Source organism: Bradyrhizobium sp. (assembly GCF_049519115.1).
In the GTDB taxonomy this organism is placed as follows: Bacteria; Pseudomonadota; Alphaproteobacteria; order Rhizobiales; family Xanthobacteraceae; genus Bradyrhizobium.
This window is the reverse complement of the sequence record NZ_JBEKRB010000008.1, coordinates 102,960-128,385: the sequence shown is the minus strand read 5'-3', so window position 1 is coordinate 128,385 and position 25,426 is coordinate 102,960. Positions and strand designations below refer to the sequence as shown.

At 62.8% G+C, this 25,426-nt stretch carries 22 protein-coding genes; 13 read left to right on the top strand and 9 right to left on the bottom strand.

Features of this window, described 5'->3' with window-relative positions:
- The first annotated feature begins 165 nt into the window (after nucleotides 1-165).
- Nucleotides 166-1,608, top strand: coding sequence for an EAL domain-containing protein (locus tag ABSE61_RS08920; RefSeq protein WP_423870716.1), 1,443 nt, complete (start codon nucleotides 166-168; stop codon nucleotides 1,606-1,608).
- Nucleotides 1,609-1,638: 30 nt separating this feature from the next.
- Nucleotides 1,639-2,493, top strand: coding sequence for a TIGR01459 family HAD-type hydrolase (locus ABSE61_RS08915; RefSeq protein WP_423870715.1), 855 nt, complete (start codon nucleotides 1,639-1,641; stop codon nucleotides 2,491-2,493).
- Between the two features lie 109 nt (nucleotides 2,494-2,602).
- Here the strand turns inward: ABSE61_RS08915 and ABSE61_RS08910 are convergent, their stop codons facing one another.
- On the bottom strand, nucleotides 2,603-2,998 hold the full coding sequence (locus ABSE61_RS08910) for a response regulator (RefSeq protein ID WP_423870714.1): 396 nt from the start codon (nucleotides 2,996-2,998) through the stop codon (nucleotides 2,603-2,605).
- Between the two features lie 211 nt (nucleotides 2,999-3,209).
- On the opposite strand from ABSE61_RS08910, the gene ABSE61_RS08905 reads away from it, so the two are divergent.
- The 8 genes from ABSE61_RS08905 (at nucleotide 3,210) to mutL (ending at nucleotide 14,356) form a co-directional block, all read left to right on the top strand.
- A complete protein-coding gene (locus ABSE61_RS08905; protein ID WP_423870713.1) occupies nucleotides 3,210-4,187 on the top strand; it encodes a bifunctional riboflavin kinase/FAD synthetase in 978 nt (325 codons plus the stop codon).
- Nucleotides 4,188-4,439: 252 nt separating this feature from the next.
- Nucleotides 4,440-7,439, top strand: a complete 3,000-nt coding sequence (gene ileS, locus ABSE61_RS08900) for an isoleucine--tRNA ligase (RefSeq protein WP_423870712.1) — start codon at nucleotides 4,440-4,442, stop codon at nucleotides 7,437-7,439.
- Nucleotides 7,412-7,933 carry a signal peptidase II gene (gene lspA, locus ABSE61_RS08895; RefSeq protein ID WP_423870711.1) on the top strand — a complete coding sequence of 174 codons (522 nt, stop codon included), beginning with the start codon at nucleotides 7,412-7,414 and terminating at the stop codon, nucleotides 7,931-7,933. The genes ileS and lspA overlap by 28 nt, the downstream gene beginning before the upstream one ends.
- Nucleotides 7,934-8,076: 143 nt before the next feature.
- Complete coding sequence (locus tag ABSE61_RS08890) at nucleotides 8,077-8,829, top strand: hypothetical protein (RefSeq protein ID WP_423870710.1); 753 nt, start codon at nucleotides 8,077-8,079, stop codon at nucleotides 8,827-8,829.
- Nucleotides 8,830-9,001: 172 nt separating this feature from the next.
- On the top strand, nucleotides 9,002-10,393 hold the full coding sequence (locus ABSE61_RS08885) for a M16 family metallopeptidase (RefSeq protein WP_423870709.1): 1,392 nt from the start codon (nucleotides 9,002-9,004) through the stop codon (nucleotides 10,391-10,393).
- Nucleotides 10,394-10,452: 59 nt separating this feature from the next.
- Nucleotides 10,453-11,754, top strand: a complete 1,302-nt coding sequence (locus tag ABSE61_RS08880) for a M16 family metallopeptidase (protein ID WP_423870879.1) — start codon at nucleotides 10,453-10,455, stop codon at nucleotides 11,752-11,754.
- A gap of 255 nt (nucleotides 11,755-12,009) precedes the next feature.
- Nucleotides 12,010-12,429, top strand: coding sequence for an alternative ribosome rescue aminoacyl-tRNA hydrolase ArfB (arfB, locus tag ABSE61_RS08875; RefSeq protein ID WP_423870708.1), 420 nt, complete (start codon nucleotides 12,010-12,012; stop codon nucleotides 12,427-12,429).
- Nucleotides 12,430-12,514: 85 nt separating this feature from the next.
- Nucleotides 12,515-14,356, top strand: a complete 1,842-nt coding sequence (gene mutL / locus ABSE61_RS08870; RefSeq protein WP_423870707.1) for a DNA mismatch repair endonuclease MutL — start codon at nucleotides 12,515-12,517, stop codon at nucleotides 14,354-14,356.
- A gap of 123 nt (nucleotides 14,357-14,479) precedes the next feature.
- Here mutL and rsmD read toward each other — a convergent pair whose 3' ends face one another.
- Together rsmD and ABSE61_RS08860 are read right to left on the bottom strand one after the other, a co-directional pair.
- On the bottom strand, nucleotides 14,480-15,034 hold the full coding sequence (gene rsmD, locus ABSE61_RS08865; RefSeq protein ID WP_423870706.1) for a 16S rRNA (guanine(966)-N(2))-methyltransferase RsmD: 555 nt from the start codon (nucleotides 15,032-15,034) through the stop codon (nucleotides 14,480-14,482).
- Between the two features lie 3 nt (nucleotides 15,035-15,037).
- Nucleotides 15,038-17,158 (bottom strand): pseudouridine synthase, encoded by a 2,121-nt coding sequence (locus ABSE61_RS08860; RefSeq protein WP_423870705.1) that lies wholly within the window; start codon nucleotides 17,156-17,158, stop codon nucleotides 15,038-15,040.
- A gap of 138 nt (nucleotides 17,159-17,296) precedes the next feature.
- On the opposite strand from ABSE61_RS08860, the gene ABSE61_RS08855 reads away from it, so the two are divergent.
- On the top strand, nucleotides 17,297-17,743 hold the full coding sequence (locus ABSE61_RS08855) for a nucleoside deaminase (RefSeq protein ID WP_423870704.1): 447 nt from the start codon (nucleotides 17,297-17,299) through the stop codon (nucleotides 17,741-17,743).
- A 123-nt stretch (nucleotides 17,744-17,866) separates the two neighbouring features.
- On the opposite strand, the gene ABSE61_RS08850 is transcribed toward ABSE61_RS08855, so the two are convergent.
- The 5 genes from ABSE61_RS08850 to ABSE61_RS08830 all read right to left on the bottom strand — a co-directional run bounded on the left by ABSE61_RS08850 (nucleotide 17,867) and on the right by ABSE61_RS08830 (nucleotide 22,159).
- Nucleotides 17,867-18,772, bottom strand: coding sequence for an alpha/beta fold hydrolase (locus ABSE61_RS08850; RefSeq protein ID WP_423870703.1), 906 nt, complete (start codon nucleotides 18,770-18,772; stop codon nucleotides 17,867-17,869).
- A gap of 32 nt (nucleotides 18,773-18,804) precedes the next feature.
- Nucleotides 18,805-20,088 carry a phosphoribosylamine--glycine ligase gene (gene purD, locus ABSE61_RS08845; RefSeq protein ID WP_423870702.1) on the bottom strand — a complete coding sequence of 428 codons (1,284 nt, stop codon included), beginning with the start codon at nucleotides 20,086-20,088 and terminating at the stop codon, nucleotides 18,805-18,807.
- Between the two features lie 206 nt (nucleotides 20,089-20,294).
- A complete protein-coding gene (locus tag ABSE61_RS08840) occupies nucleotides 20,295-20,600 on the bottom strand; it encodes a winged helix-turn-helix domain-containing protein (RefSeq protein WP_423870701.1) in 306 nt (101 codons plus the stop codon).
- A 3-nt stretch (nucleotides 20,601-20,603) separates the two neighbouring features.
- Entirely contained in the window at nucleotides 20,604-21,161 is a 558-nt protein-coding gene (locus ABSE61_RS08835; protein ID WP_423870700.1) for a hypothetical protein, read from the bottom strand.
- A complete protein-coding gene (locus ABSE61_RS08830; protein WP_423870699.1) occupies nucleotides 21,158-22,159 on the bottom strand; it encodes an alpha/beta hydrolase in 1,002 nt (333 codons plus the stop codon). The genes ABSE61_RS08835 and ABSE61_RS08830 overlap by 4 nt, the downstream gene beginning before the upstream one ends.
- A gap of 294 nt (nucleotides 22,160-22,453) precedes the next feature.
- Here ABSE61_RS08830 and xseA point away from each other — a divergent pair, with 294 nt between their 5' ends.
- Nucleotides 22,454-24,076, top strand: a complete 1,623-nt coding sequence (gene xseA, locus ABSE61_RS08825; protein WP_423870698.1) for an exodeoxyribonuclease VII large subunit — start codon at nucleotides 22,454-22,456, stop codon at nucleotides 24,074-24,076.
- Nucleotides 24,077-24,098: 22 nt separating this feature from the next.
- Here the strand turns inward: xseA and ABSE61_RS08820 are convergent, their stop codons facing one another.
- Complete coding sequence (locus tag ABSE61_RS08820) at nucleotides 24,099-24,935, bottom strand: dienelactone hydrolase family protein (protein ID WP_423870697.1); 837 nt, start codon at nucleotides 24,933-24,935, stop codon at nucleotides 24,099-24,101.
- Between the two features lie 203 nt (nucleotides 24,936-25,138).
- Here ABSE61_RS08820 and ABSE61_RS08815 point away from each other — a divergent pair, with 203 nt between their 5' ends.
- A complete protein-coding gene (locus ABSE61_RS08815; RefSeq protein WP_423870696.1) occupies nucleotides 25,139-25,366 on the top strand; it encodes a DUF2093 domain-containing protein in 228 nt (75 codons plus the stop codon).
- Nucleotides 25,367-25,426: the final 60 nt, after the last annotated feature.

The following is a 25,426-nucleotide window of genomic DNA, read 5'->3' as shown; positions in this document are numbered from 1 at the left end:
ATGTTTCTAGTGGAGTTTTGGATTTTACATTCGCATTCGTATCTGCACCCCGGGTATCGCGAATGTAAAATCCACGCCACTGGCTTCTCGAATCAACATTAGTGCTAGTGTTGAACGGCTTGGGTGGCGCCCGATGCCACGGGGATTGAGGGCCTAACGCGCAACATGATCCGCATTTCCACGATCTTCATCGCTATCTGCATGGTGCTGGTCGCTGCCTCGCTCGGCCTCATCCTGTATTCGGTCGCAGGAATCAGCGGCCTGGAATCGGCCATTGTCGCCCTGACCGCACTGACCTTCCTGATCCTCTACAATGCCGTCTCGATGCGGCTGCGCGATCGCACCGACGTCGGCGGCCAGATCGCGGACCTGTCGCGCGGCACTGCGGATCTCGCCCGTCAGGTCGCCGAATTCGGCCGAAGGCTCACGGCGGTCGAAGGAAAGCTCAATTCCCTCAATCATGCCGGCGCCGACCGTATCCAGGCGGTGGTCGGCGAGATCAATGAACTTGGCGGGCTGGTGAAACAGCTCGCGGTGTCGGTCGCAGGCCATGACGATATGCTTGCCGCAGGCGCTGCGGCGGCGGCAGCGGTCGCAGACAAGCAGGACATCCCGCCACCCAAGGACGCAGCCCCGGCCATCGAGCCACCGAAACTGGCCGTAGCCCCGCCTCCGATTGTCGTTGTTCAGCCCGAGCCGGCCGTTGTCCCGCGCGGCGAAATGCAGACCTTCGCCGCCGTGAAAGCCGCGATCGAGGAAAACCGGCTCGATATCTACCTGCAGCCGATGGTGACTTTGCCGCAGCGCAAGGTCCGCTTTTACGAAGCCGTGACGCGGATTCGCGACGAGAATGACCGGGTGCTTGTCGCCGATGATTTCCTGCCTTTCGTGGAAGCCACCGGGCTGATCGGTCGCGTCGATCACGCCGTGATGCTGCGTTGCGTGCAGGTGCTGCGCCGCCTGATGGTCCGAAACAAGGAAGTCGGGGTGTTCTGCAACATGGCGGCCGCCACGCTGCGCGACCCCGCAACGTTCGCGCCATGCCTGGATTTTCTTGAAGCCAACCGCGCATTGGCGCCGTCCTTCGTGATCGAATTCAAGCAGGCGATGTTCCGCAATCTCGGCGCCGCCGAGAGCGAGCATCTGGCGGCCCTGGCGCAGCGCGGCTACCGTTTCTCGATCGATCACGTGACGGATCTGCGGATCGAGCCCCGCGAATTGGCCGATCGCGGCGTCCGCTTCATCAAGGTGCCGGCCTCGTTGTTGCTCGATCCGAAACAATCATCGACATCGGATATCCACCCTTCAGACCTGTCCGATCTGCTCGGCCGCTTCGGTATCGACCTGATCGCCGAGCGGATCGAAGGTGAGCGCGCCGTCGTCGACCTGCTCGATTTCGATGTCAGGTTCGGACAGGGCTTTCTGTTTGCGCCGCCGCGGCCGCTGCGGCCCGAGGGCGCGCCGGCCGCTGATGGAACGCCTGCGGGCAACGGCCAGGAATTCAACGGTGCGGTCAAAGCGCCGGCCGTCGACGCCGCGATCATCGAGCCGTCGACGCGATCAACCGGCAACGCCGCGCTGGCGCGGCGCGCGGCCGGTCCGAACTAGTGCTAGTGCGCTTTACCGGCCAAGCCTGACATGACGACACTGAAATTTGCCGAAAGGCTGCGCGATCTCGTTGGCGGCGTGGATGTACTGCTCAGCGACATCTGGGGAGTCGTGCATAACGGTCTCGTCGCCTTTCCCGAAGCCTGCGAGGCGCTTCGGAACTTCCGCGCCCAAGGTGGCACTGTCATCCTGATTACCAACGCGCCGCGGCCGGCGGATTCGGTGCAGCGGCAATTGCGCAAGCTCGACATCGCCGACGAGACCTACGACGCCATCGTCAGTTCCGGCGACCTCACCCGAAATTTTGTCGCCGGCCGTCCCGGCCAGAAGATGTTCTGGATCGGACCCGAGCGCGACAGTTCGATCTATCGCGGCCTCGATGCCGGGCTCGTCCCGCTGGAACAGGCCGACTACATCGTCTGCACCGGGCTTTTCGACGACGAAACCGAATCGGCGGAAAACTATCGCGCGATGTTGCTCAAGGCGCGCGAACGCAAACTGACGCTGGTCTGCGCCAATCCCGACATCGTCGTCGAACGCGGCGACCGGCTGATCTATTGCGCTGGCGCGGTCGCCGAACTTTATCTGGAACTCGGCGGCGAGGTGATTTTCTATGGCAAACCGCACCGGCCGATCTATCAGCGCGCGATGGCGCTTGCAGCCGAGCGGCGGGGTCAGGCGATCCCGCTCGACCGGTTGCTGGCGATTGGCGATTCAGTGCGAACGGACCTCACCGGCGCCCATGGCTTTGGGATCGATTGCCTGTTCGTCACGCGCGGCATCCATTCGGAGGAATTCGAGGGCATCGATCAGCTCGACCCCGCATCCGTCAAGGAGTTGTTCGGCCATCCGCCCCGCGCGCTGACGCGGGAGCTTAAGTGGTGATCTTGTTCAAAACGAAATGCCCGGCTGATCGGCGAGCCTGCCGAAGCGACGCCGTTCTTCGAACGGCTATGGCCGGGCACTCGTCAATTCGACTGGATCGATGTGCTAGTTACGCGCTCGCCATATCCGGGAACACCGCTTCGATCTTGGTCTTGAGGGTAGCGGCGTTGAACGGCTTGACGATGTAGTTGTTCACACCGGCCTTCTTGGCGGCAATCACATTCTCGGTCTTGGATTCGGCCGTGATCATGATGAACGGCGTGGTGGCGAGATTGGGATCCGCGCGAACTTCGCGCAACAGGTCATAGCCGGTCATCGGCTCCATGTTCCAGTCGGAGATGACGAGGCCGTATTTCTTGGCGCGCATCTTGTTGAGCGCGGCCGATCCATCGGCGGCATCGTCGATATTCTCGAAGCCGAGCTGCTTGAGGAGATTTCTGATGATGCGAATCATGGTGTTGTAGTCATCCACCACCAGAACCGACATCGTTAAATCCACCGCCATCTTCAAATCCCCTGGGCAACATACCAACGCTGCTGGGCCAAAAGGCGCCCCGCAATCTGTCCAAGAACTACCACCAGCCGTTAAACAGCCCGTTAACCGACGACGGCGTCGACGGCTTATCTGCCCTCAAGCAATGCCCTCAGACCCCGGCTTGACTTCGTCCACCGCCCCAAGCCACGGTCCCCCGTCCGTATCTGCTAAGACTTCGTAAATGGCCTCCGAATTTACCGTGATCCGCGACTCAAGCCCGCCTGCCGCCACGCCTAAGGGAATGGTGGTTGCGATGGGCAATTTCGACGGCGTCCATCTTGGCCATCGTGCGGTCATCGACGCTGCCCGGCGCATGGGGCTTGCGCATGGCCGGCCGGCTTTCGCGGTGACCTTCGAGCCTCACCCGCGAAGCTATTTCAGTCCGAACAGCCCGCAATTCCGCCTCACCGATGAGGCTGCAAAGCTGCGCCTTTTGGCCGCAACGGGATTAGCAGGCGCCGTGGTCATGGCTTTCGACAAGCAGCGCGCCCAGACCACGGCGCAAGATTTTATTCACCAAGATCTTATCGAACGGCTCGGAATCAGCGGCATTGCGGTCGGCTACGACTTTCATTTCGGCAAAGGGCGCGTCGGCTCGCCGGGCCTGCTGGTGACGGAGGCGCCGCGGCTGGGCATCGAGGTCGATGTCCAGGCGCATGTCGACATCGCCGAGCGGCCAGTCTCCTCAAGCGCGATCCGGATGGCGCTGGCCGAAGGCCAGATCGAAGAGGCGACCGCGATGCTGGGCGGCCCCTGGTTCATCAACGGCGAAGTCATCCATGGCCAGAAACGCGGCCGAGACCTCGGTTACCCGACCGCCAATATCCGGCTCGACAAGAATTGCGGCCTCAAGCACGGCATCTATGCGGTGCGCGTCGGCCTGGGCGACCGGCGCTTCGACGGGGTCGCGAGTTTTGGCCGGCGTCCGACCTTCGACAATGGCGCGCCGCTGCTGGAAGTCTTCCTGTTCGACTTCAAAGGCGATCTTTATGGCAGCCGCCTCGACGTCGCCTTCATCGCTTTCCTCCGCGAGGAATTGAAGTTCGACGGCCTGGACGCGCTCATCCGTCAGATGGATGACGACAGCCGCGCGGCCCGCGAACGCCTGGCCGCCTCACCCGACGCCTTCCCGAAATTGGGATCGCCGGCCGAGATTTGAAGGTCTTATGCAGGATGCGGGCTTTGCGATTTCCCAAGGCCCCTGCTATGGAAAGCCCATGTTTGCGCGGCGCACCATCGGCATTAGCGGCCCGGCTTCCGCCTGAGCTTTAGAAGCTCGGCGAGAAGACCGGGATTTTCTCGTTCCCCGCCATCGACCGCGAATTTCGCGCCTTCCAAAGCATGATCCGGAAAAGAGGGCACCGGTTGAAAGGATCATGCTCTCACAGAAGATTAGCCAACCAGAGCATCCATGTCCGAAAAGCCGCAAAAGTCAGATAGCACAGACTATTCCAAAACTCTCTTCTTGCCGCAGACGGAATTCCCGATGCGCGCCGGCCTGCCCCAGCGCGAGCCGGAAATCCTGAAAGAGTGGAACAAGATCGGTCTCTACGAGCGTTTGCGCGAGACCTCCGCGGGACGGCCGAAATTCGTCCTCCATGACGGGCCGCCCTATGCCAACGGCAACATCCATATCGGGCATGCGCTCAACAAGATCCTGAAAGACGTGGTGACCAAGAGCCAGCAGATGCTGGGCTTCGATTCCAACTACGTGCCGGGCTGGGACTGTCACGGCCTGCCGATCGAATGGAAGATCGAGGAGGAAAACTACCGTTCCAAGGGCAAAACCAAGCCGGACTTTCGCGACCCGGTGGCGATGGTCGCCTTTCGCAGGGAATGCCGCGCCTATGCCACCCACTGGCTCAACGTGCAGCGCGAGGAATTCAAGCGGCTCGGCATCGTCGGCGATTGGGATCACCCCTACGCCACCATGAGCTATCCGGCCGAGGCCCAGATCGCGCGCGAACTGATGAAGTTTGCCAGTAACGGTACGCTCTATCGCGGCTCCAAACCTGTAATGTGGAGCGTGGTGGAAAAAACCGCGCTCGCCGAGGCCGAAGTCGAGTACGAGGATTACACCTCGGATACGGTGTGGGTGAAATTTCCGGTGACCTCGCCGGCCCATGGAGCGCTGGCCGGCGCCAGTATCGTGATCTGGACCACGACGCCCTGGACGCTGCCGGGCAATCGCGCAATCAGCTTCTCGCCGAAGATCGCCTATGGCCTCTATAAAGTCACCGAAGCCCCCGCCGATAACTGGGCCAAGAATGGCGATCTGCTGATTTTGGCGGATGCGCTCGCGGAAAGCGTATTCAAGCAAGCGCGCGTTACAGCGTATGAGAAAGTGCGCGCCCTGCCGGCCGAGACGCTGGACGCGGTGGAATGCGCGCATCCGTTGCGCGGCCTTGACGGCGGATATCAATTCATCGTCCCGCTTTTAGCCGGCGATCACGTGACCGACGACACCGGCACCGGCTTCGTTCACACCGCGCCCGGCCACGGCCGCGAGGACTTCGACGTCTGGACCGCGAATGCGCGCGAACTCGAAGCGCGCGGGATCAGCACGACCATCCCCTACACCGTCGACGAGAACGGCGCGCTCACCGCGCAGGCGCCCGGCTTCACGGGAAAACGTGTCCTCAACGACAAGGGTGAAAAGGGCGATGCCAACGAGGCCGTCATCAAGGCGCTGATCGAGAAAGGCATGCTGCTGGCACGCGGACGCTTGAAGCACCAGTATCCGCACTCCTGGCGCTCGAAGAAGCCGGTGATCTTCCGCAACACGCCGCAGTGGTTCATTGCGATGGACAAGGATATTCTCGAGGACGGCAAAGCGAAGTCCGGCGATACCTTGCGCGCCCGAGCGCTGCACGCCATTTCCGTCACGAAATGGGTGCCGCCTGCGGGCCAAAACCGCATCAACGGCATGATCGTCAACCGCCCGGATTGGGTGATCTCGCGTCAGCGCGCCTGGGGCGTCCCGATCGCGGTGTTTGTGCGCGAAAAGGGTGACGGTTCGGCGGAGATCCTACAGGACGAAGTCGTCAATCAGCGGATCACCGAGGCCTTCATGGAGGAAGGCGCCGACGCCTGGTATATGGAGGGTGCGCGCGAGCGTTTCCTCGGGTCGCGCGCCAACGAAGACTGGAAGAAGGTCGACGACATCTGCGACGTCTGGTTCGATTCCGGATCGACGCATGCTTTCGTGCTGGAGGATCGCCAGAACTTTCCCAACCTCGGCCATATCGTCCGCAAGATCGATGGCGGCCAGGATACCGTGATGTATCTCGAGGGTTCGGACCAGCACCGCGGCTGGTTTCATTCCTCGCTGTTGGAAAGCGCCGGCACCCGCGGGCGTGCGCCCTATGATGTGGTTCTCACCCACGGCTTCACGCTGGACGAGAACGGCCGCAAGATGTCGAAGTCGCTCGGCAACACCGTCGAGCCGCAAAAAGTCATCGCCCAATCCGGCGCCGACATCCTGCGCCTGTGGGTCTGCGCCACCGACTACGCCGACGACCAGCGCATCGGCCCTGAAATCCTGAAAAACACCATCGAGACCTACCGCAAGCTGCGCAACACCATCCGCTGGATGCTCGGCACGCTGCATCATTTCAATCCGGCTGACGCGGTTGCATCAGCCGACATGCCCGAACTCGAGCGGCTGATGCTGCATCGCCTGAGCGAAATCGACGCCGTCGTGCGCGAGGCTTATGCGGCGTTCGACTACAAGACGGTCGTGGCTTCGCTCACGCATTTCATGAACACCGATCTGTCGGCGTTCTATTTCGATATCCGGAAAGACGTTCTGTATTGCGACCCGCCCTCCTCGGCAACGCGCAAGGCTGCGCTGACGACGGTCGACATCCTCTGCGACGCGATCCTGAAATGGCTGGCGCCGATCACAAGCTTCACCGCAGACGAGTCCTGGTTCATGTACCGGCGGGACGAAACGCCCTCGGTGCATCTGCTCACTTTCCCGAATGATCTTGCGGCTTGTCGCGACGACGCTCTCGCCGCAAAATGGCAGACCATTCGCGACGTGCGCCGCGTGGTGACCGGCGCGCTGGAGCTCGAACGCGCCGCCAAACGCATCGGCTCCTCGCTCGAAGCCTCGCCAGTGATCTACGTTTCGGATCGGCAGACCCTGGCTACGCTTTTCGACATCGATCTTGCCGAGGTCTGCATCACCTCGAATTACGAAGTGCAGGAAGGCGAAGCCCCTGCGGCCGCGTTCCGTCTCGAGGGGGTGCCGGGCGTTGCCGTCGTTGTTGAAAAAGCCGCGGGCAAAAAGTGCGCTCGGTCGTGGAAGATCCTCCCCACCGTCGGCGATGACGCCGAATATCCCGATGTGTCGCCTCGGGATGCTATCGCTCTGCGGGAATGGAAGGCGATGGGGGTCATTCCTTGAGTCTCCATCTGCGCTATGGGGTGATTGCGGCTATCGTTACGCTCGTACTCGATCAGGCTTCCAAATTCTGGCTGGTCCGGGTGTTCGATATCGCGCACCGCGGCACGGTCGAACTCACGCCATTCTTCGACCTGGTGCTGGCCTGGAACCAGGGCATCAGCTTCGGGTGGTTTCAGAACGACGGCGCGGGTGCCCAGATCGTGCTGATGGCGATCAAGGCGTTGGCGGTGGTGGTCCTGGCGGTCTGGATGGTCCGGTCGCGCACCCTGATCGCCACGGTGGCGCTCGGCTTGATCATTGGCGGGGCCATCGGAAACGGGATCGACCGCCTGGTCTATGGCGCGGTTGTCGATTTTGCCCTGCTCCACGCCAGAATCGGCGAAAATACCTTTAACTGGTATGTGTTTAACTTGGCCGACGTCGCCATTGTTGCCGGGGTTATGGCACTGCTGTATGACTCGTTCCGGGGGAAACCCGCCGCAAAAGCGCCCTGATCCGGCTAATAGTAGTCCGTTGAGTAAGGCTTTGCGGGCCTGTCGGCCCGAATCGGGCTGAAGAGCTTGAAAAGCAACACCATTTTGGACAGGAAAGCGTGATGCGCCGAACTGAAACCAACGATCGGACCAGGCAGAATTCCATGATCACCATGACCCGCACCTGCAACCTTGCCGTCCTCTCCTTGAGTCTTGGCCTCGCGATCTCGGCCGGTCCCGCCCGCGCCGGTGATGACGATAGAACCATGTCGGAAAAAATCTCGGACGGCTTCTATGGCATGATCCGTGGCACCAACATGGACAACCGCGGCATCGACTATCGCGAGCGTTCGCCGCTGGTGGTGCCTCCGACGCTTGATCTGCCGCCGCCAGCCTCCGCCAGCGCCAACGCGGAGATCGCGAACTGGCCCAAGGATCCCGACGAACGTGCGCGCAAGGCGGTGATCGCGGCGAAGAAGAAGGCCGCGCCGCCCGTGGCCCGCGTCCAGGTCACAGCCGCAGGCGCTCCACAGGCTATCAACATCGCACCGCCGGTTACCCCCGAGCAAACGCCCATCCCGGGCACGACCCGTCCGGCCTATGCGAACGAACAAAACGGCACGGCCCGGACAGACCCAATCTACGACAAGCCGGGCGACCTGTTCACCGGCGGCGCCGCGGATTTAGCTGACAGCATCGGCATCGGCAACCTGTTCGGCGGCAGCACCAAAACCGTGCAGGTTGACCCTGGCACCGAGCCGGCACGGCAAGCTTTGACCCAGCCGCCGGTCGGGTACCAGACGCCGTCGGCCAACTATGCCTATGGCGAGCAAAAGAAGGGCTGGCTGGATGGCACGTCTAACCCAGACAAGAACCCGCAGAGCCAGATGTCCAGCGCATCGAGCGTCGTGCACTAAAAGCCTTGGTGGCTTCTTGATTGCCTGACACGGATCGGCTCCGCATAGATTTTTCGGCGCCGGCGTCCCAACAACAAGGATTCCCGGTGGAGCTTCGGACATTCGTTTTCAAAGCTTGCCGCCGGATCGGCAGCCGGCCCCTCGCCCTCCCCGCCGGACTTCCAGATTGCCCATGATGTCATCGGGGAGATTCCGGGCTTCATTATTCGCTGGCCTGCTTGCCGGGTTGACTGTCTCCTCCACCATCGCGCTCGCCGACGCCACGGCGCGCCCCTCACCGCCAGCCACCTTTACCCTCGCCAACGGGCTTCAGGTCGTGGTGATTCCGGATCACCGCACCCCGGTCGTCACACAGATGATCTGGTACAAGGTCGGCTCCGCCGACGAGACATCAGGCAAATCCGGCCTGGCGCATTTTCTTGAACACCTGATGTTCAAGGGCACCGCTAAGCATCCGGCCGGCGAGTTCTCCCAAACGGTGCTGCGGATCGGCGGCAACGAGAACGCTTTCACCTCCGCCGACTACACCGGCTATTTCCAGCGCGTGCCGCGCGAGCAACTCGGCAGCATGATGGAGTTCGAGGCCGACCGCATGACGGGCCTCGTTTTAAAGGATGAAAACGTATTGCCCGAGCGCGACGTCGTGCTTGAGGAATTCAACATGCGGGTGGCCAACAACCCCGAAGCACGGCTGACCGAGCAGATCATGGCCGCGCTCTATCTCAACCACCCCTACGGCCGGCCGGTGATCGGCTGGCATCAGGAAATCGAGAAGCTCGATCGCGAGGATGCACTCGCCTTCTACAAGCGCTTTTATGCGCCCAATAACGCCATTGTAGTGATCGCCGGCGATGTCGATGCGGACGAGGTGCGTCCGATGGTGGAGCGGACATTTGGCGTCGTTGCATCACAACCCGCAATACCCGCCCGGCGCATCCGCCCGCAGGAACCCGAGCCGGCCGCGCCCCGCACGGTGACCCTGTCCGATCCGCGCGTCGAACAGCCGGGCTTGCGGCGTTACTATCTGGTTCCCTCCGCTGCGACCGCCGCAGCCGGAGAGAGCGCGGCACTTGACGTGCTGGCCCAATTGATGGGCGGCGGCAGCAACTCCTATCTCTATCGCCGGCTTGTGATCGACCGGCCGCTCGCGGTAAACGCCAGCGCCGCCTATCAAGGAACCTCGCTCGACGCGACGCAGTTCGCGATATCGGCCTCGCCACGAACGGGCGTGACGTTCGCCCAGGTCGAACAGGTGATCGACGACGTTATCGCGGACATCGCACAGAACGGCGTCCGTTCCGAAGATCTCGAACGGGTCAAAACCCAACTGATCGCCGAAACCGTCTATGCCCAGGACAATCAGGCCACGTTGGCCCGCTGGTACGGCGGAGCAATGACGACCGGGCTCAGCATCGAGGATATCAGAAACTGGCCGGAGCGCATTCGCGCCGTCACCGCCGAACAGGTGCGCGACGTCGTGCAAAAATGGTTCGACAAGAACCGCTCGGTCACCGGCTATCTCATCAAGGACGCAACGCCCAAGCATGTGGAGAAGCGGTCGTGACCTTCCTCAGGATCGGCGCGGCACGCACGTTGCTCGGCGCATGCGTGGCGATCGTGGCAATGATGCCGTTCCCGTCATATGCCGCCGCCAAGATTCAGCATCTGACTTCGCCGGGAGGCATCGAAGCCTGGTTTGTGCAGGACGCCACCGTTCCGCTCGTGGCGATGGAGTTTGCCATGGACGGCGGCGCCGCCCAGGATCCGAACGGCAAGGCCGGGGTCGGCAACATGGTGGCCGATCTCATCGATGAGGGGTCGGGCGACCTTGATTCCAGGGCCTTTCACGAACATCTGGACCGGCGCGCGATCGAGCTGAGCTTCAGCGTGACGCGGGACTATTTCCGCGGCTCCTTACGCATGCTCAAGGACAACAGGGACGAGGCCTTCGAGCTGTTGCGGATGTCGCTGACCTCGCCGCATTTCGACAGCGATGACGTCGAACGCATTCGCGCGCAGCTCATCTCCGGCCTGAAGCGCGAGACCTCCAATCCGGGTTCGCTCGCCAGCCGCAAATTCCTCGAGATCGCCTATGGCGATCATCCCTACGGCCGGCCAACCGGCGGCACGCTGGAAAGCGTTCCAACGATCACGACCGCCGACATGAAGGACTATGTCAGCCGCGTATTGACCAGGGAACATCTGAAGATCGCCGTGGTCGGCGACATTGACGCGGCTTCGCTCGGCGCCTTGCTGGACCGCACATTTGGTTCCCTGCCTGCCAAGTCGAAGCTTGTGCTGGTGCCCGACATTGCGGCCGGCAAACCACCGCAGCGTGAGTTCATCGCGCTCGACGTGCCGCAAACCGTGGTGACGTTCGGCGGTCCCGGTATCCGGCGCAGCGATCCGAATTTCATGGCGGCCTTTGTCGTCAATCATATTCTCGGCGGCGGATCGGGATCGCGGCTCTACCGCGAGGTTCGCGAGAAGCGCGGCCTTGCCTATTCGATCTCGGATTCGCTGGTCTGGATGGACCACTCCGCTTTGTTCGTCGGTTCGACGGGAACGCGGGCGGACCGCGCCGGCGAAACCGTAGACGCCCTCACCCGCGAAATCCGCCGCATGGCGCAAGACGGCCCGACCGAACAGGAACTCGCCGAGGCCAAATCCTACCTCAAGGGGTCGCGGATGCTCTCGCTCGATACGTCGTCGAAGCTTGCCTCCGCCATGCTGCAATATCAGCTCGATCATCTTTCGATCGCCTATATGGAGCAGCGCAATGCGCTCGTCGATGCGGTGACGATCGACGAGGCCAAACAGGCTGCGCGCAGGCTGTGGGGCGACGGTCTGTTGACCGTGATCGTCGGCCGTGCGCCGGAAACCGCCGCCCAGCCGGTGGCCGCCAAGCCGTTGAAGGCGAATTGAGCGCTCGTCCCTCAAGCAAACCGCGCGCAAAACCGTTATTCTCCCGAAAAGCGCGTTTCCAAAAAGGAAACACCTCCTAGTGGAGTGGATTTGACATTCGCTACCTTGTCGCCCGGAATGCGCAATGCGATTGTCAAATCCAAAACTCCACTGGAAACCCATATTTGCTAGTGGTCCTTGGATTCTAACATTTGCAAAAGCGCCAGCCAGACCGGGATGCAAATGTTAGAACCGGACCACTAATTCGGTGACGCCATGCTGCGGATTGCCCGCGACCTTTCGATCGACGAAAACGATCTCGATATTTCCTTTGTTCGCGCCTCCGGACCCGGTGGGCAGAACGTCAACAAACTGTCGACCGCGGTACAGTTGCGGTACAACGCCCGCCAACTCGTGCTGCCCAACGATGCCGCAGCGCGGCTGGAACGGCTTGCCGGCCAGCGGATGACCAAGGACGGCGTGATCGTCATTCACGCCCAGCGCTTCCGTACCCAGGAGCGCAATCGAAGCGATGCGATCGAACGTCTGGTCGAGCTGTTGCGCGAGGCCATGATCCGTCCCGTTCCGCGGCGCGCGACCCGTCCGACCCTCGCCTCGAAGAAACGCCGGCTTGACGGCAAAAAACGCCGCAGCGACATCAAAGCAAAGCGCGGCTCCGGCCGCTTCGACGACTAAAGCAAGCGGGGGACTTCTCGGATTGCTCCCTCCCGTGGCCGCGCAAAAGCCCCTAGATTGAGCAAACTCCAACGAGTACCTGGAAATGCCCGTCCGACAACTGCCCGAACAGATCGTCAACCGCATCGCCGCGGGCGAGGTGGTGGAGCGTCCGGCGAGCGTCGCCAAGGAACTGGTCGAGAATGCCATCGATGCCGGCGCGAGCCGGATCGAGATCTTCACCGACGGCGGCGGCCGGCGAAAAATCGCCATCACCGACGATGGCGGCGGCATGACCCGCGCCGACCTCGCTCTCGCGGTCGAACGTCACGCCACCTCCAAGCTCGACGATGAGGACCTCTTACGCATCCGCACGCTCGGCTTCCGCGGCGAGGCGCTGCCCTCGATCGGCGCTGTGGCCAAGCTCAACATCGCCACCCGCCATGCAGGCGAGCCGCACGCCTGGACGTTGTCGGTCGAAGGTGGGGCGAAGTCGGAAATTGCGCCGGCCGCCTTGTCGCAAGGGACGCGTGTCGAGGTCAGCGATCTCTTCTATGCGACGCCTGCGCGGCTGAAATTTCTCAAGACCGACCGCACCGAGGCCGAAGCGATCCGCGAAGTGGTGCGGCGTCTGGCCATGGCGCGGCCCGACATCGCCTTTACGCTCGCCGGCGAGGAACGCAGCCCCGTCACCTGGGCCGCGGCGTTACCCGGCCCGCCCGGGCAATTGACGCGGCTCGGCGATATTCTGGGCGCGGATTTTCGCATCAGCGCCATCGACGTGCGCGCCGAGCGCGAAGGCGTCACGGTCGAAGGATTTGCCGCCAGCCCGTCGCTGACACGCGCCAACGCGCTCGGGCAATATCTGTTCGTCAACGGCCGGCCGGTGCGAGACAAGCTGATCCTGGGCGCGGTGCGCGCGGCCTACGCGGATTATCTGCCGCGCGACCGTCATCCCGTCGTGGCGCTGTTCGTGACCTTGGATGCGAGGGAAGTCGATGCCAACGTTCACCCGGCCAAAATCGAGGTGCGCTTTCGTAACGCAGGCCTGGTGCGCGCCTTGATCGTGCATGCGCTGAAGGAAGGTCTTGCGCGCGAGGGCAGGCGCACGGCGGCAAACAGCGGCAGTGCTGCGATCGACGTGCTTCGCCCCGCCTTTGCGCCGGGGAGAGCGAATTGGGGACAGCCGAGCGGGGGACAAGCCAACTGGGATTCGCGTCGCTCACCGGCCTTTCCGGTCGGATCATCGCCGGCTTTTCAAGCCGCCGCAGCCATGGCGCTTGCCGAACCGGGCCAGGCGGCCTTCGATGTCGGTACGCCGACCGCGGACGTTCGCTTCGAGGCGCAGCCTCCGGCCGATTTGCTTGATCGTCCGCTTGGCGCGGCGCGGACGCAGATTCACGAAACCTATATCGTCTCGCAAACCCGCGAGGGCCTTATCGTCGTCGACCAGCACGCCGCGCATGAACGCATCGTCTATGAGAGGCTGAAGGCTTCGCTGGCAAAAAACGGCGTGCAGCGGCAGATCCTGCTAATCCCGGAAATCGTCGAATTGGACGAAGCCACGGTCGAACAACTCCTGGCGCGCGCCGAGGAATTGGCCTCCTTCGGGCTCGCGATCGAATCCTTCGGTCCCGGCGCGGTCGCGGTGCGCGAGACACCGTCATTGCTCGGCAAGACCAACGCCGGCGGTCTGTTGCGCGACCTCGCCGAGCATATGGCGGAATGGGATGAAGCCTTGCCGCTGGAACGCCGGCTGATGCATGTCGCGGCCACCATGGCCTGCCATGGCTCGGTGCGCGCCGGACGCCGCCTCAAGCCGGAAGAGATGAACGCGCTGTTGCGTGAGATGGAAGACACGCCCAACTCGGGCCAGTGCAATCACGGCCGGCCGACCTACGTGGAATTGAAGCTCGCCGACATCGAAAAGCTGTTCGGGCGGAGGTAAATCCGGAAGTTCACTCGTCATCACCCGCGAAAGCGGGTGATCCAGTATTCCAGAGACCTCAGCGTTTGCGCCGAGAAGCCGCGGCGTACTGGATCGCCCGGTCAAGCCGGGCGATGACAGCGCTTAGGCACTACGCAAAAACACAAATTCCGTGTCGTCGTAGGTGCGTCGTTCCAGTTCCTCAAAACCCTCGGGCGCTGCGAAGGCCGCAGCTTTGGCCTCTTCGACCACCAGCAACGCCCCAGATGTCAGCCAACCACCGGTTCGCAACGAGACCAGCGCCTTGTCGGCCAATCCCTTGGCGTAAGGCGGATCGAGGAACACCAGCGAGAACGGCTCCATCGGATGCGCCGGTCCGAGATTCGTCGCGTCGCGGCGATAGACTTTCGTCACGCCGCCGAGACCCAGCGCCTCGACATTGTCGCGCATCAGCGCGCGTGCTTCGGCGCCATTGTCGACAAAGAGCGTGAATTTGGCGCCGCGCGAAACGGCTTCGATGCCGAGCGCGCCGGTGCCGGCGAACAGATCCAGCACCCGCGCGTCGGCAATCGGGTCGTCGTAAGCGTGGATCAGGATGTTGAAGATCGCCTCGCGCAGACGATCCGCTGTGGGCCGAATATCGCGCGAAGAAGGAGACGCGAGATTGCGGCCCTTCAGTCTGCCTCCAACGACGCGCATCGCTTACTCATCCAGCGGCTTCAGATCGCGCTTGCCGTGATAGCCGCGCTTGGGCCGGCGCGGCGGACCGTAACCGTTCGCCTCCTCCTCGTTGCGCGCACGCGCCTCGTCGCTGCCGGTACGCCGCACCAATACGCGACGGCCCTTGCTGTCGGCAATCAGCGCGCTCTTTCCGGCCGGCTTGAACGGCTTCTTGCCGCGCGGCGCGTCAACCACTTGATCCTCAGGTTTTGCGACCGCCTCACCCGGCATCGGCCGGTTGAAGTCGGCGCCGGCTAGCGTTGCGATCTTTTCGCCGAGCTGCTCGCGCAGCACCCGCGTCTTGACCTCCTCAACCGTGCCTTCGGCAAGCTCCGCAAGCTGGAAGGGACCATAGGACACGCGGATCAATCGATTCACTTCGAGGCCGAGATGCGCCATCACGTTGCGCACCTCGCGGTTTTTGCCTTCGCGGATCGCAAACACCAGCCAGACATTGGCGCCCCGGTCGCGTTCCAGCGTCGCATCGATCGATCCGTATTTGACGCCATCAACCTCGACACCTCTTTTCAGTTCGTCGAGTTGACCCTGCGTGACTTCGCCATGGGCGCGAACCCGATAGCGCCGCAGCCAGCCGGTGTCGGGCAGTTCGAGCGCACGCGCCAGCCCGCCATCATTGGTGAGCAGCAACAGGCCTTCGGTGTTGAAGTCGAGCCGGCCGACGCTGATCAGCCGTGGCAGACCTTCCGGCAGATTGTCGAACACCGTCGGCCGCCCTTCCGGATCGGCGTGGGTGGTCATCAACCCGCGCGGCTTGTGATACAAAAACAACCGCGTGCGCTCTCGCGGCGGCAACGGCTTGCCGTCAATGGTGACCGCGTCGTTTTCGGTGACGTCTAGCGCCGGCGAATTGATCACGCGGCCGTTCACGGCGACGCGGCCCTGCGTCACCATCTCTTCGGCATCGCGGCGCGAAGCAAGCCCGGCACGCGCCAGTACCTTGGCGATACGTTCGCCGGATTTCTTGACCTTTGGCGGCCGTGCGGGCCGGCGCTCGTCTTCGTTGCGCTCACGATAGGCGCCGCGGCCGCCGAATGCCGGACGCTTTGCAAAGATCTTGCTGTCGTCTTCATTTTCCCGGCGTGGCCGCTCGAAGCCCCGGCCGCGCGGCTCGCTACGGGAATGCTCCTGCCAATCGGTGCGGCCTTCGGGACGCCCAGCGTCGCGGTCGCGATCCGGCGGGCGGTCGAACTTCGGACGATCCTCGCGGGGACGATCGAATTTCGGACGTTCACGAAACGGACGATCGCCTTCAGGGCGATCTTCGCGCGGACGTGAAAAACGCGGACGTTGATCGCCGTCGCGCGGCTTGTCGTAACGCGGCTTGTCGAACTTTGGACGATCGAAATTCCGCGCGCCCTCGCGAGCGGGACGCGAATGGCGCTCGGTGCTATCTTCTCGCTTCTGCCAAGCTTTGGCATCGCCACGGTCGCGGCCGAACTCCCTGTCGCGAGCCGGACGCTCGCCGACATCCTTGCGCGGACCGCGGGAAAACTTCTTGTCGCCGTCAAATTTTCGCTCGGGACGACCGGCGAACGGTCGATCACCGCGGGGACGGTCACCATCCCGCGGCCGCGCATTGAACGGCCGATCGCCGCGCGGACGATCATTGTCTGTGCGGAAGCCCTCGCCACGCGGCGTGTAGGGCCGCTTCTCACGATCCTCGCGTGGCGTGTAAGGTTTTTTGTCGCCGAATTTCCTGTCGCCAAATTTTCTGTCTTGGAACCGCGCAGCCGGACGCGCGTCACGGTCGGGCCGGTCGCCGCGCGGTGTGTAGGGACGCTTGTCGCCTCCGCGGTCTTCGCGCGGCCGGAACGAACGTTTCTCGCCCTCCCCGCCTCGCGACGGCCGGTCGCCATACGGCCTATCACTCCGAGGCCGCGGCGCGTCGCGGTCGTCGCGGCGCGGCGGACGATCGTCGCGCTTTCCGGCATATGGGCGCCGCTCGCCTTCCGTCTTGCCCGCAAAACCACGCTTGGCGAATTTCTTGTCAGGCCCCCGAGGAACGCCCGAGCGGCCCTTGCCGCCGGATGGACGGTCGCGCCGGCCCCTGGAATTGTTGTCTTTGTCGTTGTCGCGGGGCATGAAAGGTCTCGTTTCGGGTGCAGTTACAAATGACGATCATGCGCGCGTCTCTCGACGAGGCGCATTCTCACGCAAAAAACGGTATCCACTTTTGCTGAAGGCACTTCCCATAGCAGAGTTCTCCCGGGGATACGAGGCATGACAGCCCCCTCTTTCATGGATTTGGCGCTGAATGCGGCCGAAACGGCCGGAAAATCGGCCGAAGTTCCGATCGGCTGCGTCATCGTGCTTAACAACGAGGTCATCGCTACGGCCGGAAACCGTACCCTGACCGACCGCGATCCGACGGCGCACGCCGAAATTCTCGCGATCCGGCAGGCCACTTCCGCAGTCGGCAGCGAGCGGCTGGTCGATTGCGACCTCTATGTCACCCTCGAACCCTGCACGATGTGCGCCGGCGCGATCTCGCTGGCGCGGATCAGGCGGCTTTACTATGGCGCAGCCGACCCCAAAGGCGGGGCGGTGGATTCCGGCGTCAGGTTCTTTGCATCACCCACCTGCCACCACATCCCCGAGGTCTATTCTGCGGTGGGCGAACGCGAAGCTGCGGCGCTGCTGCGGGATTTCTTCAAGGCCCGGAGATAACGGGTCCGTCGTCATCATACGCGCAAGCGGATGATCCTGTATTCCAGAGGCGCTGAACTTGAATCGAGAGGCCTCGGCGTACTGGATACCCCGCTTTCGCGGGGTATGACGAAGCCAGCAAGCCTACGGCGCCAGGAAAAACTCCCGCAACGCCTTCGCCGTCGCGTCGGGATTTTCTTCCGTGAGGAAGTGACCGCAATCAACCGGACCGCCGGATATGTTGGTCGCCCAGTTCTTCCAGGTGTCGAGCGGCGTGGCCGCGGCACGCGCGATGCCCGCGTCACCCCACAACGCCAGCATCGGGATCGTAATCTTTTTTCCCGCCTCGCGATCGGCCTTGTCGATCTCAAAGTCGGCATAAGCGCCGGCGCGGTAATCCTCGCACATCGCGTGCACGCGGGAGGGATCGCGGAATGCCGCCAGATAATGTTCAAGCGCGCGCGGATCGATGGCGGCCAGCGTCTTCGACTTGGTCTGGCTCGCCATCTTCTGCTTGAGGAAAAAATCAGGATTGCCGCCGATCAATGTCTCCGGCAGCGGATGAGGCTGGGCCAGAAACGTCCAGTGATAGATCTTGAGCGCATAGAGCCGGTCCATGCGCGCCCAGTAATCATAGGTCGGCAGGATATCGAGCACCGCCAGCCGCGACAGCCGGCCGGGATGATCGAGCGCCAGACGATAGGCGACGCGTCCGCCGCGATCGTGACCGGCGAGCACGAAATGCACGTGGCCGAGTTGCTCCATCGCCTCGATGATGGTCTGTGCCATCGCGCGCTTGGTATAGGGCGTGTGATCCTTGTCGCTTTCCGGCATGTCCGACCAGCCGTAACCCGGCAAATCGGCGATGATCAGCGTGAAGCGGTCGGCGAGTTGCGGCGCGACGCAATGCCACATCACATGCGTTTCGGAAAAGCCGTGCAGCAACAACAACGGCGGACCGTTGCCTCCGACGCGGGCAAAGATGCGGCCAGATGTTGTATTGATCCATTCAGAACCAAAATCCGGGAAAAGGTCGGCCAGATCGGACATCGTCGATCACTCCACGCTTGATCACCGCAACGCTACTTCAGCGCCTGCTCGTACTCGACTGCCTGCCAGCCGATATCGCGCCGGCAAAATCCCTCCGGCCATTTGATCCGGTCGACCGCGGCATAGGCGCGTTGCCGCGCCTCCACCACGGTCTTGCCCGAGGCGCAAACGTTAAGCACGCGGCCACCATTGGCGAGAATGGCGTCATCTTTGGCGATCGTGCCGGCCTGGAAGATTTCGACGCCCTCGATTTGCGCCGCTTCATCCAGCCCCTCGATGCGGGTTCCCTTGGCGTAATCGCCGGGATATCCCTTCGCGGCCATCACGACCGTCAGAGCCGGTTCGTCGAACCAGCGCAGATCGAAATGCTTCAATTCGCCGTCGCAGGCGGCCAGCAGCGCCGGCACGATGTCCGACATCATCCGCAGCATCAGCACCTGACATTCGGGATCGCCGAAGCGGACGTTATATTCGAACAGCTTGGGGCCGGCCGCCGTCAGCATCACGCCGGCATAGAGCACGCCGCAAAACGGCGTGCCGCGCGCCTTCATGCCGGCCACCGTCGGCAGGATGATGTCAGCCATGATCTGGTCGTGAATGGCTGATGTGACAAAGGGCGTCGGCGAATAGGCACCCATGCCGCCGGTGTTTGGTCCCTGGTCGTGGTCGAACACCCGCTTGTGGTCCTGCGCGGAGGCGAGCGGGATCGCGGTCTCGCCGTCGCACAACGCAAAGAAACTAATCTCGCGTCCCTCGAGATATTCCTCGACCACGACTTCGGCGCCCGCCGCGCCGAACGCGCCGTCGAACATCATGGCGATGGCCGCTTCAGCTTCCGCCAGCGTCATGGCGACCACAACGCCCTTGCCCGCGGCAAGTCCATCCGCCTTGACCACGATCGGCGCGCCATGATGGCGCACATAAAGAAGCGCATCGGCTGGGTTGGTGAAACGGCCGTAAGCGCCGGTCGGAATGTTGAACTCCGTGCAGAGCGCTTTGGTAAAGCCCTTCGACCCCTCAAGCCGCGCCGCCTGCTTGCTCGGCCCGAAGGCCTTGATGCCGGCGGCAGAGAGATCATCGACAATGCCGGCCGCGAGCGGGGTTTCCGGTCCGACCACGACCAGATCGACCTCCTCGCGCTGGCAAAACGCGATCACGGCCCCATGGTCGGCGATATCGAGCGGCAGGCATTCGGCTTCGCGGGCGATGCCGGCATTGCCGGGCGCGCACCAGAGTTTTTTTACGAGCGGTGACGCCATAATCTTCCACGCAAGCGCATGTTCCCGGCCGCCAGAGCCCAGCAAAAGTATCTTCATGAGAACGCCAATCAGAACCCGCGAAATTCCATTGTCGGTCGCACGACTCCCCTGCTCCCCGCAAGGGCTAGATATCCACACACTTGTCATTCCGGGTCGGCGCGAAGCGGCGAGCCCGGAATCCATAACCACCAACTGGCATTATGGATTCGGGGTCTGCGCCTAACGGCGCATCCCGGAATGACGATCGAGAGGTGCAAAATGAGCTACCTCTCGCCTCCCGATGCCGCGATGATCTGCTGGAGGGACGCGACGTGGCGGGCGAACGCGCCGCGACCGGCTGAGGTCGCCGTCACGGTGGTTTGCGGCTTCTTGCCGACGAAGGCCTTTTCGATCCCGACGTAGCCGGATTTGGCCAGCGTCTCGATATGGGCCCCGAGATTGCCGTCGGTCGCACCTGTCATTTTTTTCAAGCGGGAAAACTCAAGCCCCTCGCCTGCCGGCAGCGCATTCAACGCTGCCATGATTCTCAGCCGCAACGGCTGGTGAATGATGTCATCGAGTTCAGCCATGGATCAGATCCTGCGCATCCAGAGGCCAGAGAGGATCAGTCCGCCGCCATTGACGGCGGCCATCCAAAGAAGAAATGCGGCGCCTTCGACGAAGAAATAGCCGATCAGCGTCAGCACGATGATACCAAGACCAATGATGATGAAGGCGCGGCCGAACCAGAGCCCGGCGATACAGTAAAACAGCATGAAGTAGATCGGCCAGAACGCGCCCATCTCACGCGGTCCGTAATGCCCGAACACGCCGCTGCACAGGATACCGAAAGCGAAGAACAGTACGAATGCGGCAAGCATCCTGAAATCAAACCGCACGCCGATCTGCCTGCCGCCCATGGTGCTGAGCGCCGCGGCGGTTGCGACGTTCAGCACATTGACGGTGATCCAGATGTAGTTGGCGTAGCGCGGGGTGAGGAAGTTCGCGACATTGCCCGCCAGGACCAGGACGCCCGCCGCAATCATGATCTGGCTCGCGATGTCGTAAATGCGCGACTGACGGACCCGCTGAACGATCTGCTCGATATCGTTCAGCGCCTGCGCAGCTTCCTTCGGATCGATAGTGGTCATGATCCTGTCCGTGTGTTGGCGACATCGTCGGCGACCGCCGCGACCCCCTTCGCATTGCCGACAATGCCCATGTGATCGACGCCGTCAATCAGCTTGACCTCGACAGATGGTGCGACCGCATGCACGGTGTCGGCATATTTGTCGGCCAGCATCAGTTCATCGGCCGCGCCAGCAATCATCGTGACTGGATGGTGCGCGGCGGCGAAATCCACTTGGTAGCCGCGTGTCGCGAAATTGCGCATCAGCCGGAACGAGTAGGACGGGTTGAGGATTTTGGCCGAATTTGCCGGCACGGCGAAGGCGAGCGTCGGCAGCGATTCACAGCAATCGATGCCAAGTTTGCGGAGCGCCGTCAGCCCGAGGAAGCGCGGAATGTCGGCGCTGGCCCAGCCGCCGGAACCGGGACGATTGGTCGGGGCATCATAGCCGAGATAGGGCGCGAGCAGCACGGTGCGCGCGAACAGATCCTGTATCGGCGAGCTCGCAATTCGCAACGCAAAGCCGCCACCTGCCGAGTGACCGAGCAGCGTCAGAGGTTCTGTCGGAGAGGTCTTGCGCACCAGCGCGACAAGATCGGCCATATCGTTTTCGAGTTGGCCGATAAAGCCAACATCGCCGCGGGTACCGGAGCCGCCATGGCCGCGAATATCGGGGGCATAGGTTTCTACTCCGCGCGAGGCGAGCGCGTCCGCCAGCGCATGCGCCGAGGAGCTCGATCCCGAAGAGCCGTGCACGAGAATGGCGATCCTGCCGCTCGAAGGTCCGCGCGCCGGATAATGCCGGTAGGCGAGTTCAGTACCGTCGCGGGCCGAAAAGCGCGATAGCGGCGGCATCGAGCTGCGATCGACCGCGCGTGCGGACTGCGAGATCGAGGTCAATTCGGGCAGGCCCTCTAATGGCGTTGCAATCATCGCCGTCAGCACCAGCACGGCAAATCCGACGAGGGCGAAGCTCCAGCCCAGGACTTTCAGCGGAAATCGGACAATCCATTTCGACATGATTGGCTCCAGGTGTTTGTGTTTATAGAGAACTCTATATTACAGAGTTCTTTGTCATGCAAGCGCTAAATTGGCGGTTGGGGGAGGAACTCCTCAATTTGGGATCGACCCCCGCCCCCGAATCGATTGGCTGGTGCCGCCTATTTGAAATTCCTGCCCGCAAGCGGCGTACTCGCCAGGTACTTCAAATAGAAAGCGGCACCAGAATCATATGTTTGCTAGTGTCAACTATCCGAAGTTCGTGAAAGGTGGGCGCTGAGGTAGTGCACGAACTTAGGAAAGTGGACACTAGGAATGGCCGCGACCGAAGCGCTGATCAATGCACCCGAATTCACGGTGACCGAGCTGTCGTCCGCGCTGAAGCGGACGGTGGAGGACGCCTATGGCCATGTCCGGGTGCGCGGGGAAATCACCGGCTTCCGGGGCGCTCATGCCTCCGGCCATTGCTATTTCGCGCTGAAGGACGACGGCGCCAAGATCGAGGCGGTGATCTGGAAATTTGCGCATGCACGGATGCGCTTCAAGCCGCAGGAAGGGCTTGAGGTCATCGCCACCGGCAAGCTCACGACCTATCCCGGTTCGTCGAAATACCAGATCGTGATCGAATCGCTCGAGCCTGCCGGCATCGGCGCGCTGATGGCGCTGATGGAAGAGCGCAAGAAGAAGCTTGCTGCGGAAGGCCTGTTCGACGAGGCGCGCAAGCAGCTATTGCCGTGGCTCCCTGAAGTGATCGGCGTAGTCACCTCTCCGACCGGCGCCGTGATCCGCGATATCCTGCATCGGCTGGAAGACCGCTTTCCCCGCCGAGTGCTGGTGTGGCCGGTGCGCGTGCAGGGTGAAGGCTCGGCCGAACAAGTCGCAAACGCGATCCGCGGCTTCAACGCGCTGCCCGAAGGCGGCAGAATTCCACGGCCCGATCTTCTGATCGTGGCGCGCGGCGGCGGCTCGCTGGAAGATCTCTGGTCGTTCAATGAGGAGATCGTGGTCCGCGCCGCTGCCGACAGCATGATCCCGCTGATTTCGGCGGTCGGCCACGAGACCGACATCACGCTGATCGATTTTGCCGCCGACAAGCGCGCGCCGACGCCGACGGCAGCGGCCGAAATGGCCGTGCCGGTGCGAAGCGAGCTGATGGTCGAGGTCGCCTCGCTGGCGCGGCGCTCCATGCTGTGCTGGCAGCGTAGCCAGGAGATGCGCCGCAACGAATTGCGCGCCACCGCCCGCGCGCTGCCGGGCTTGAGCGAACTCCTGGCCATTCCGCGGCAACGGCTGGACGGCGCGGCCTTTGCCCTGCCCCGCAGCCTGAAGGCCAATACCCACGCGCATTTTCGGCACTTTGCAGGCGTCAGCGCGCGGCTGACCATGCGGGTGCTGCGCGGCCAGCTCGCGCAAGCCCGGCAACGCCTTACCGTGTCCGGCGAACGGATGTCGCATTCGGCCAAAGGCCTGCTGCGAAACCGCAGCGATCGCTTCGCCGGTCTGGCGGTCCGGCTGAAAGCTTCGAAATTGTCCAACGCGCAGGCGCAGCGTCAGGTAATTGCCCGCGACCGCGAACGCACGCTGCGACTGACTGAGCGCGCCCGGCGCGCGCTTGCGACCTCGACGCAACGGCTTTCGGCGCGGGTTGCCCATAGCGGGCAATTGCTGAACGCGCTGTCCTATCGCGGTGTGCTGGCGCGCGGCTTCGCTTTGGTGCGCGATGAGGCCGGCCATCCCCTGCATGCCAGCGCCGACATCGGGCCGGGCGCGCGCATGAGCATCGAATTCTCCGACGGGCGTATCGGCGCGACCGCCGATGCGAACGATTTTCCGGCATCACCGAAGCCGGCCGTGTCTGAGCCAAGGCGTGAACCAAGGCCGGCGGCCGCGCCGCCCAAGCGCGCGACAAAGCCCGTCGATCAGGGAAACCTGTTCTAGCTTGTAAGGCGACGACGCGGCATTATCGCGCCAGCCACTCCGCGACACGCTTTTGCGAGTCGGCCCGCGCTTCCGCATCGGTGCCGACATGACCTTTTTCGGGGTCGGCGGCGTCGGGATTAGGCCCGATCGCCTGAACCGGCAAATTGGCGCGATCGAAATCGTGATAGGCGGTGGGGTAGACCACGATCCGCGTCAGGGCACTGCGGCCGTGGGCGCCCTCCACCATCTGACGGCAGGCCGATGGCGAACTAACGTCATCCTTGGCGCCGATCAGAACCAGGGTTGGAACACGCGCACTCCAGCCCAGCCCCGATGACAGACGGCAATCAGGATAGAAGGCGACCGCCGAGCGGAAATCAGGCTCGGCATGATGCAGCAATAATTGCGGGCGGACCGCCCACAATACCGCGCTGGCGCCGTTGGCCCAACCCAACAGGGTAATGCGGTCCTGCGCCGCCCAAGCTTGCTGCATCAGCCATTGCCGCGCCGCCAGGACATCGGCGACCCGCTCGCGGCGGGCGGTGATCCGGCGCTCCTTGACGTGGCATTGCGGGCCGAGTTCGCGCGAACCGTAGCTATCGGGAAACAAAACCGCCTTGCCGTCCTTGAGCAGTTCCTCCGCCCAGTCCCGATAACGAACCTGAACCGGTTCGGAATGGCCGGACAACCCGCCGCATCCATGCAGCGCGATCACGACCGGAAACGGGCCATTGCCTTCCGGCTTGAAAAGCTGCGCGCGGAGCACCGCTGTCCCGGAGGGAATCTCGACGGTTTGCGGCACCGGCAACGGCGCAGCCGCCGCTGGCGATGCCACGGCGAGGAGTGCGAGTGCGATGCTAGCAAATGGAAAACGCATGGCTTTGCCGGATCGGGACGGTGCTGGTGTGGCGGTTCGGAAGTCCGCATCATTGCTGCCGCGAGTTCGCCATGCGGACACACCAAAAGGCTAACACGCGCAAAGCGGCAAATTCATCACAAATCGGTGGGTTTGACGGGCGGACACTCCACCCTATTTATGGTAATAACGGAAACAGACGGAAATCTGCGGAGAGCTTTCAGGTGTTGAATAAATCCGGTCCGCCAGGCCACGGCGATGCGCAATTGCAATATCTCGACGGCGACTTTCGCGTGGTCTCGCCGGGAACTTTCGTACGGTGCGCGGTAACCGACGCGCGGATACCGCTGGACGAACTGAAATACTGGAGCGTCGATTTGCAGGAAGCCTACGCGCAGCCGGTCGCCGTGCTGCAGCGGCATTATCCCGGCGCGCTGAAACGCCAAGGCTGACCGCCGAGACTGAAACGCCAGGACTGAAACACCAGGACTGAAACACCAGGACTGAAACAT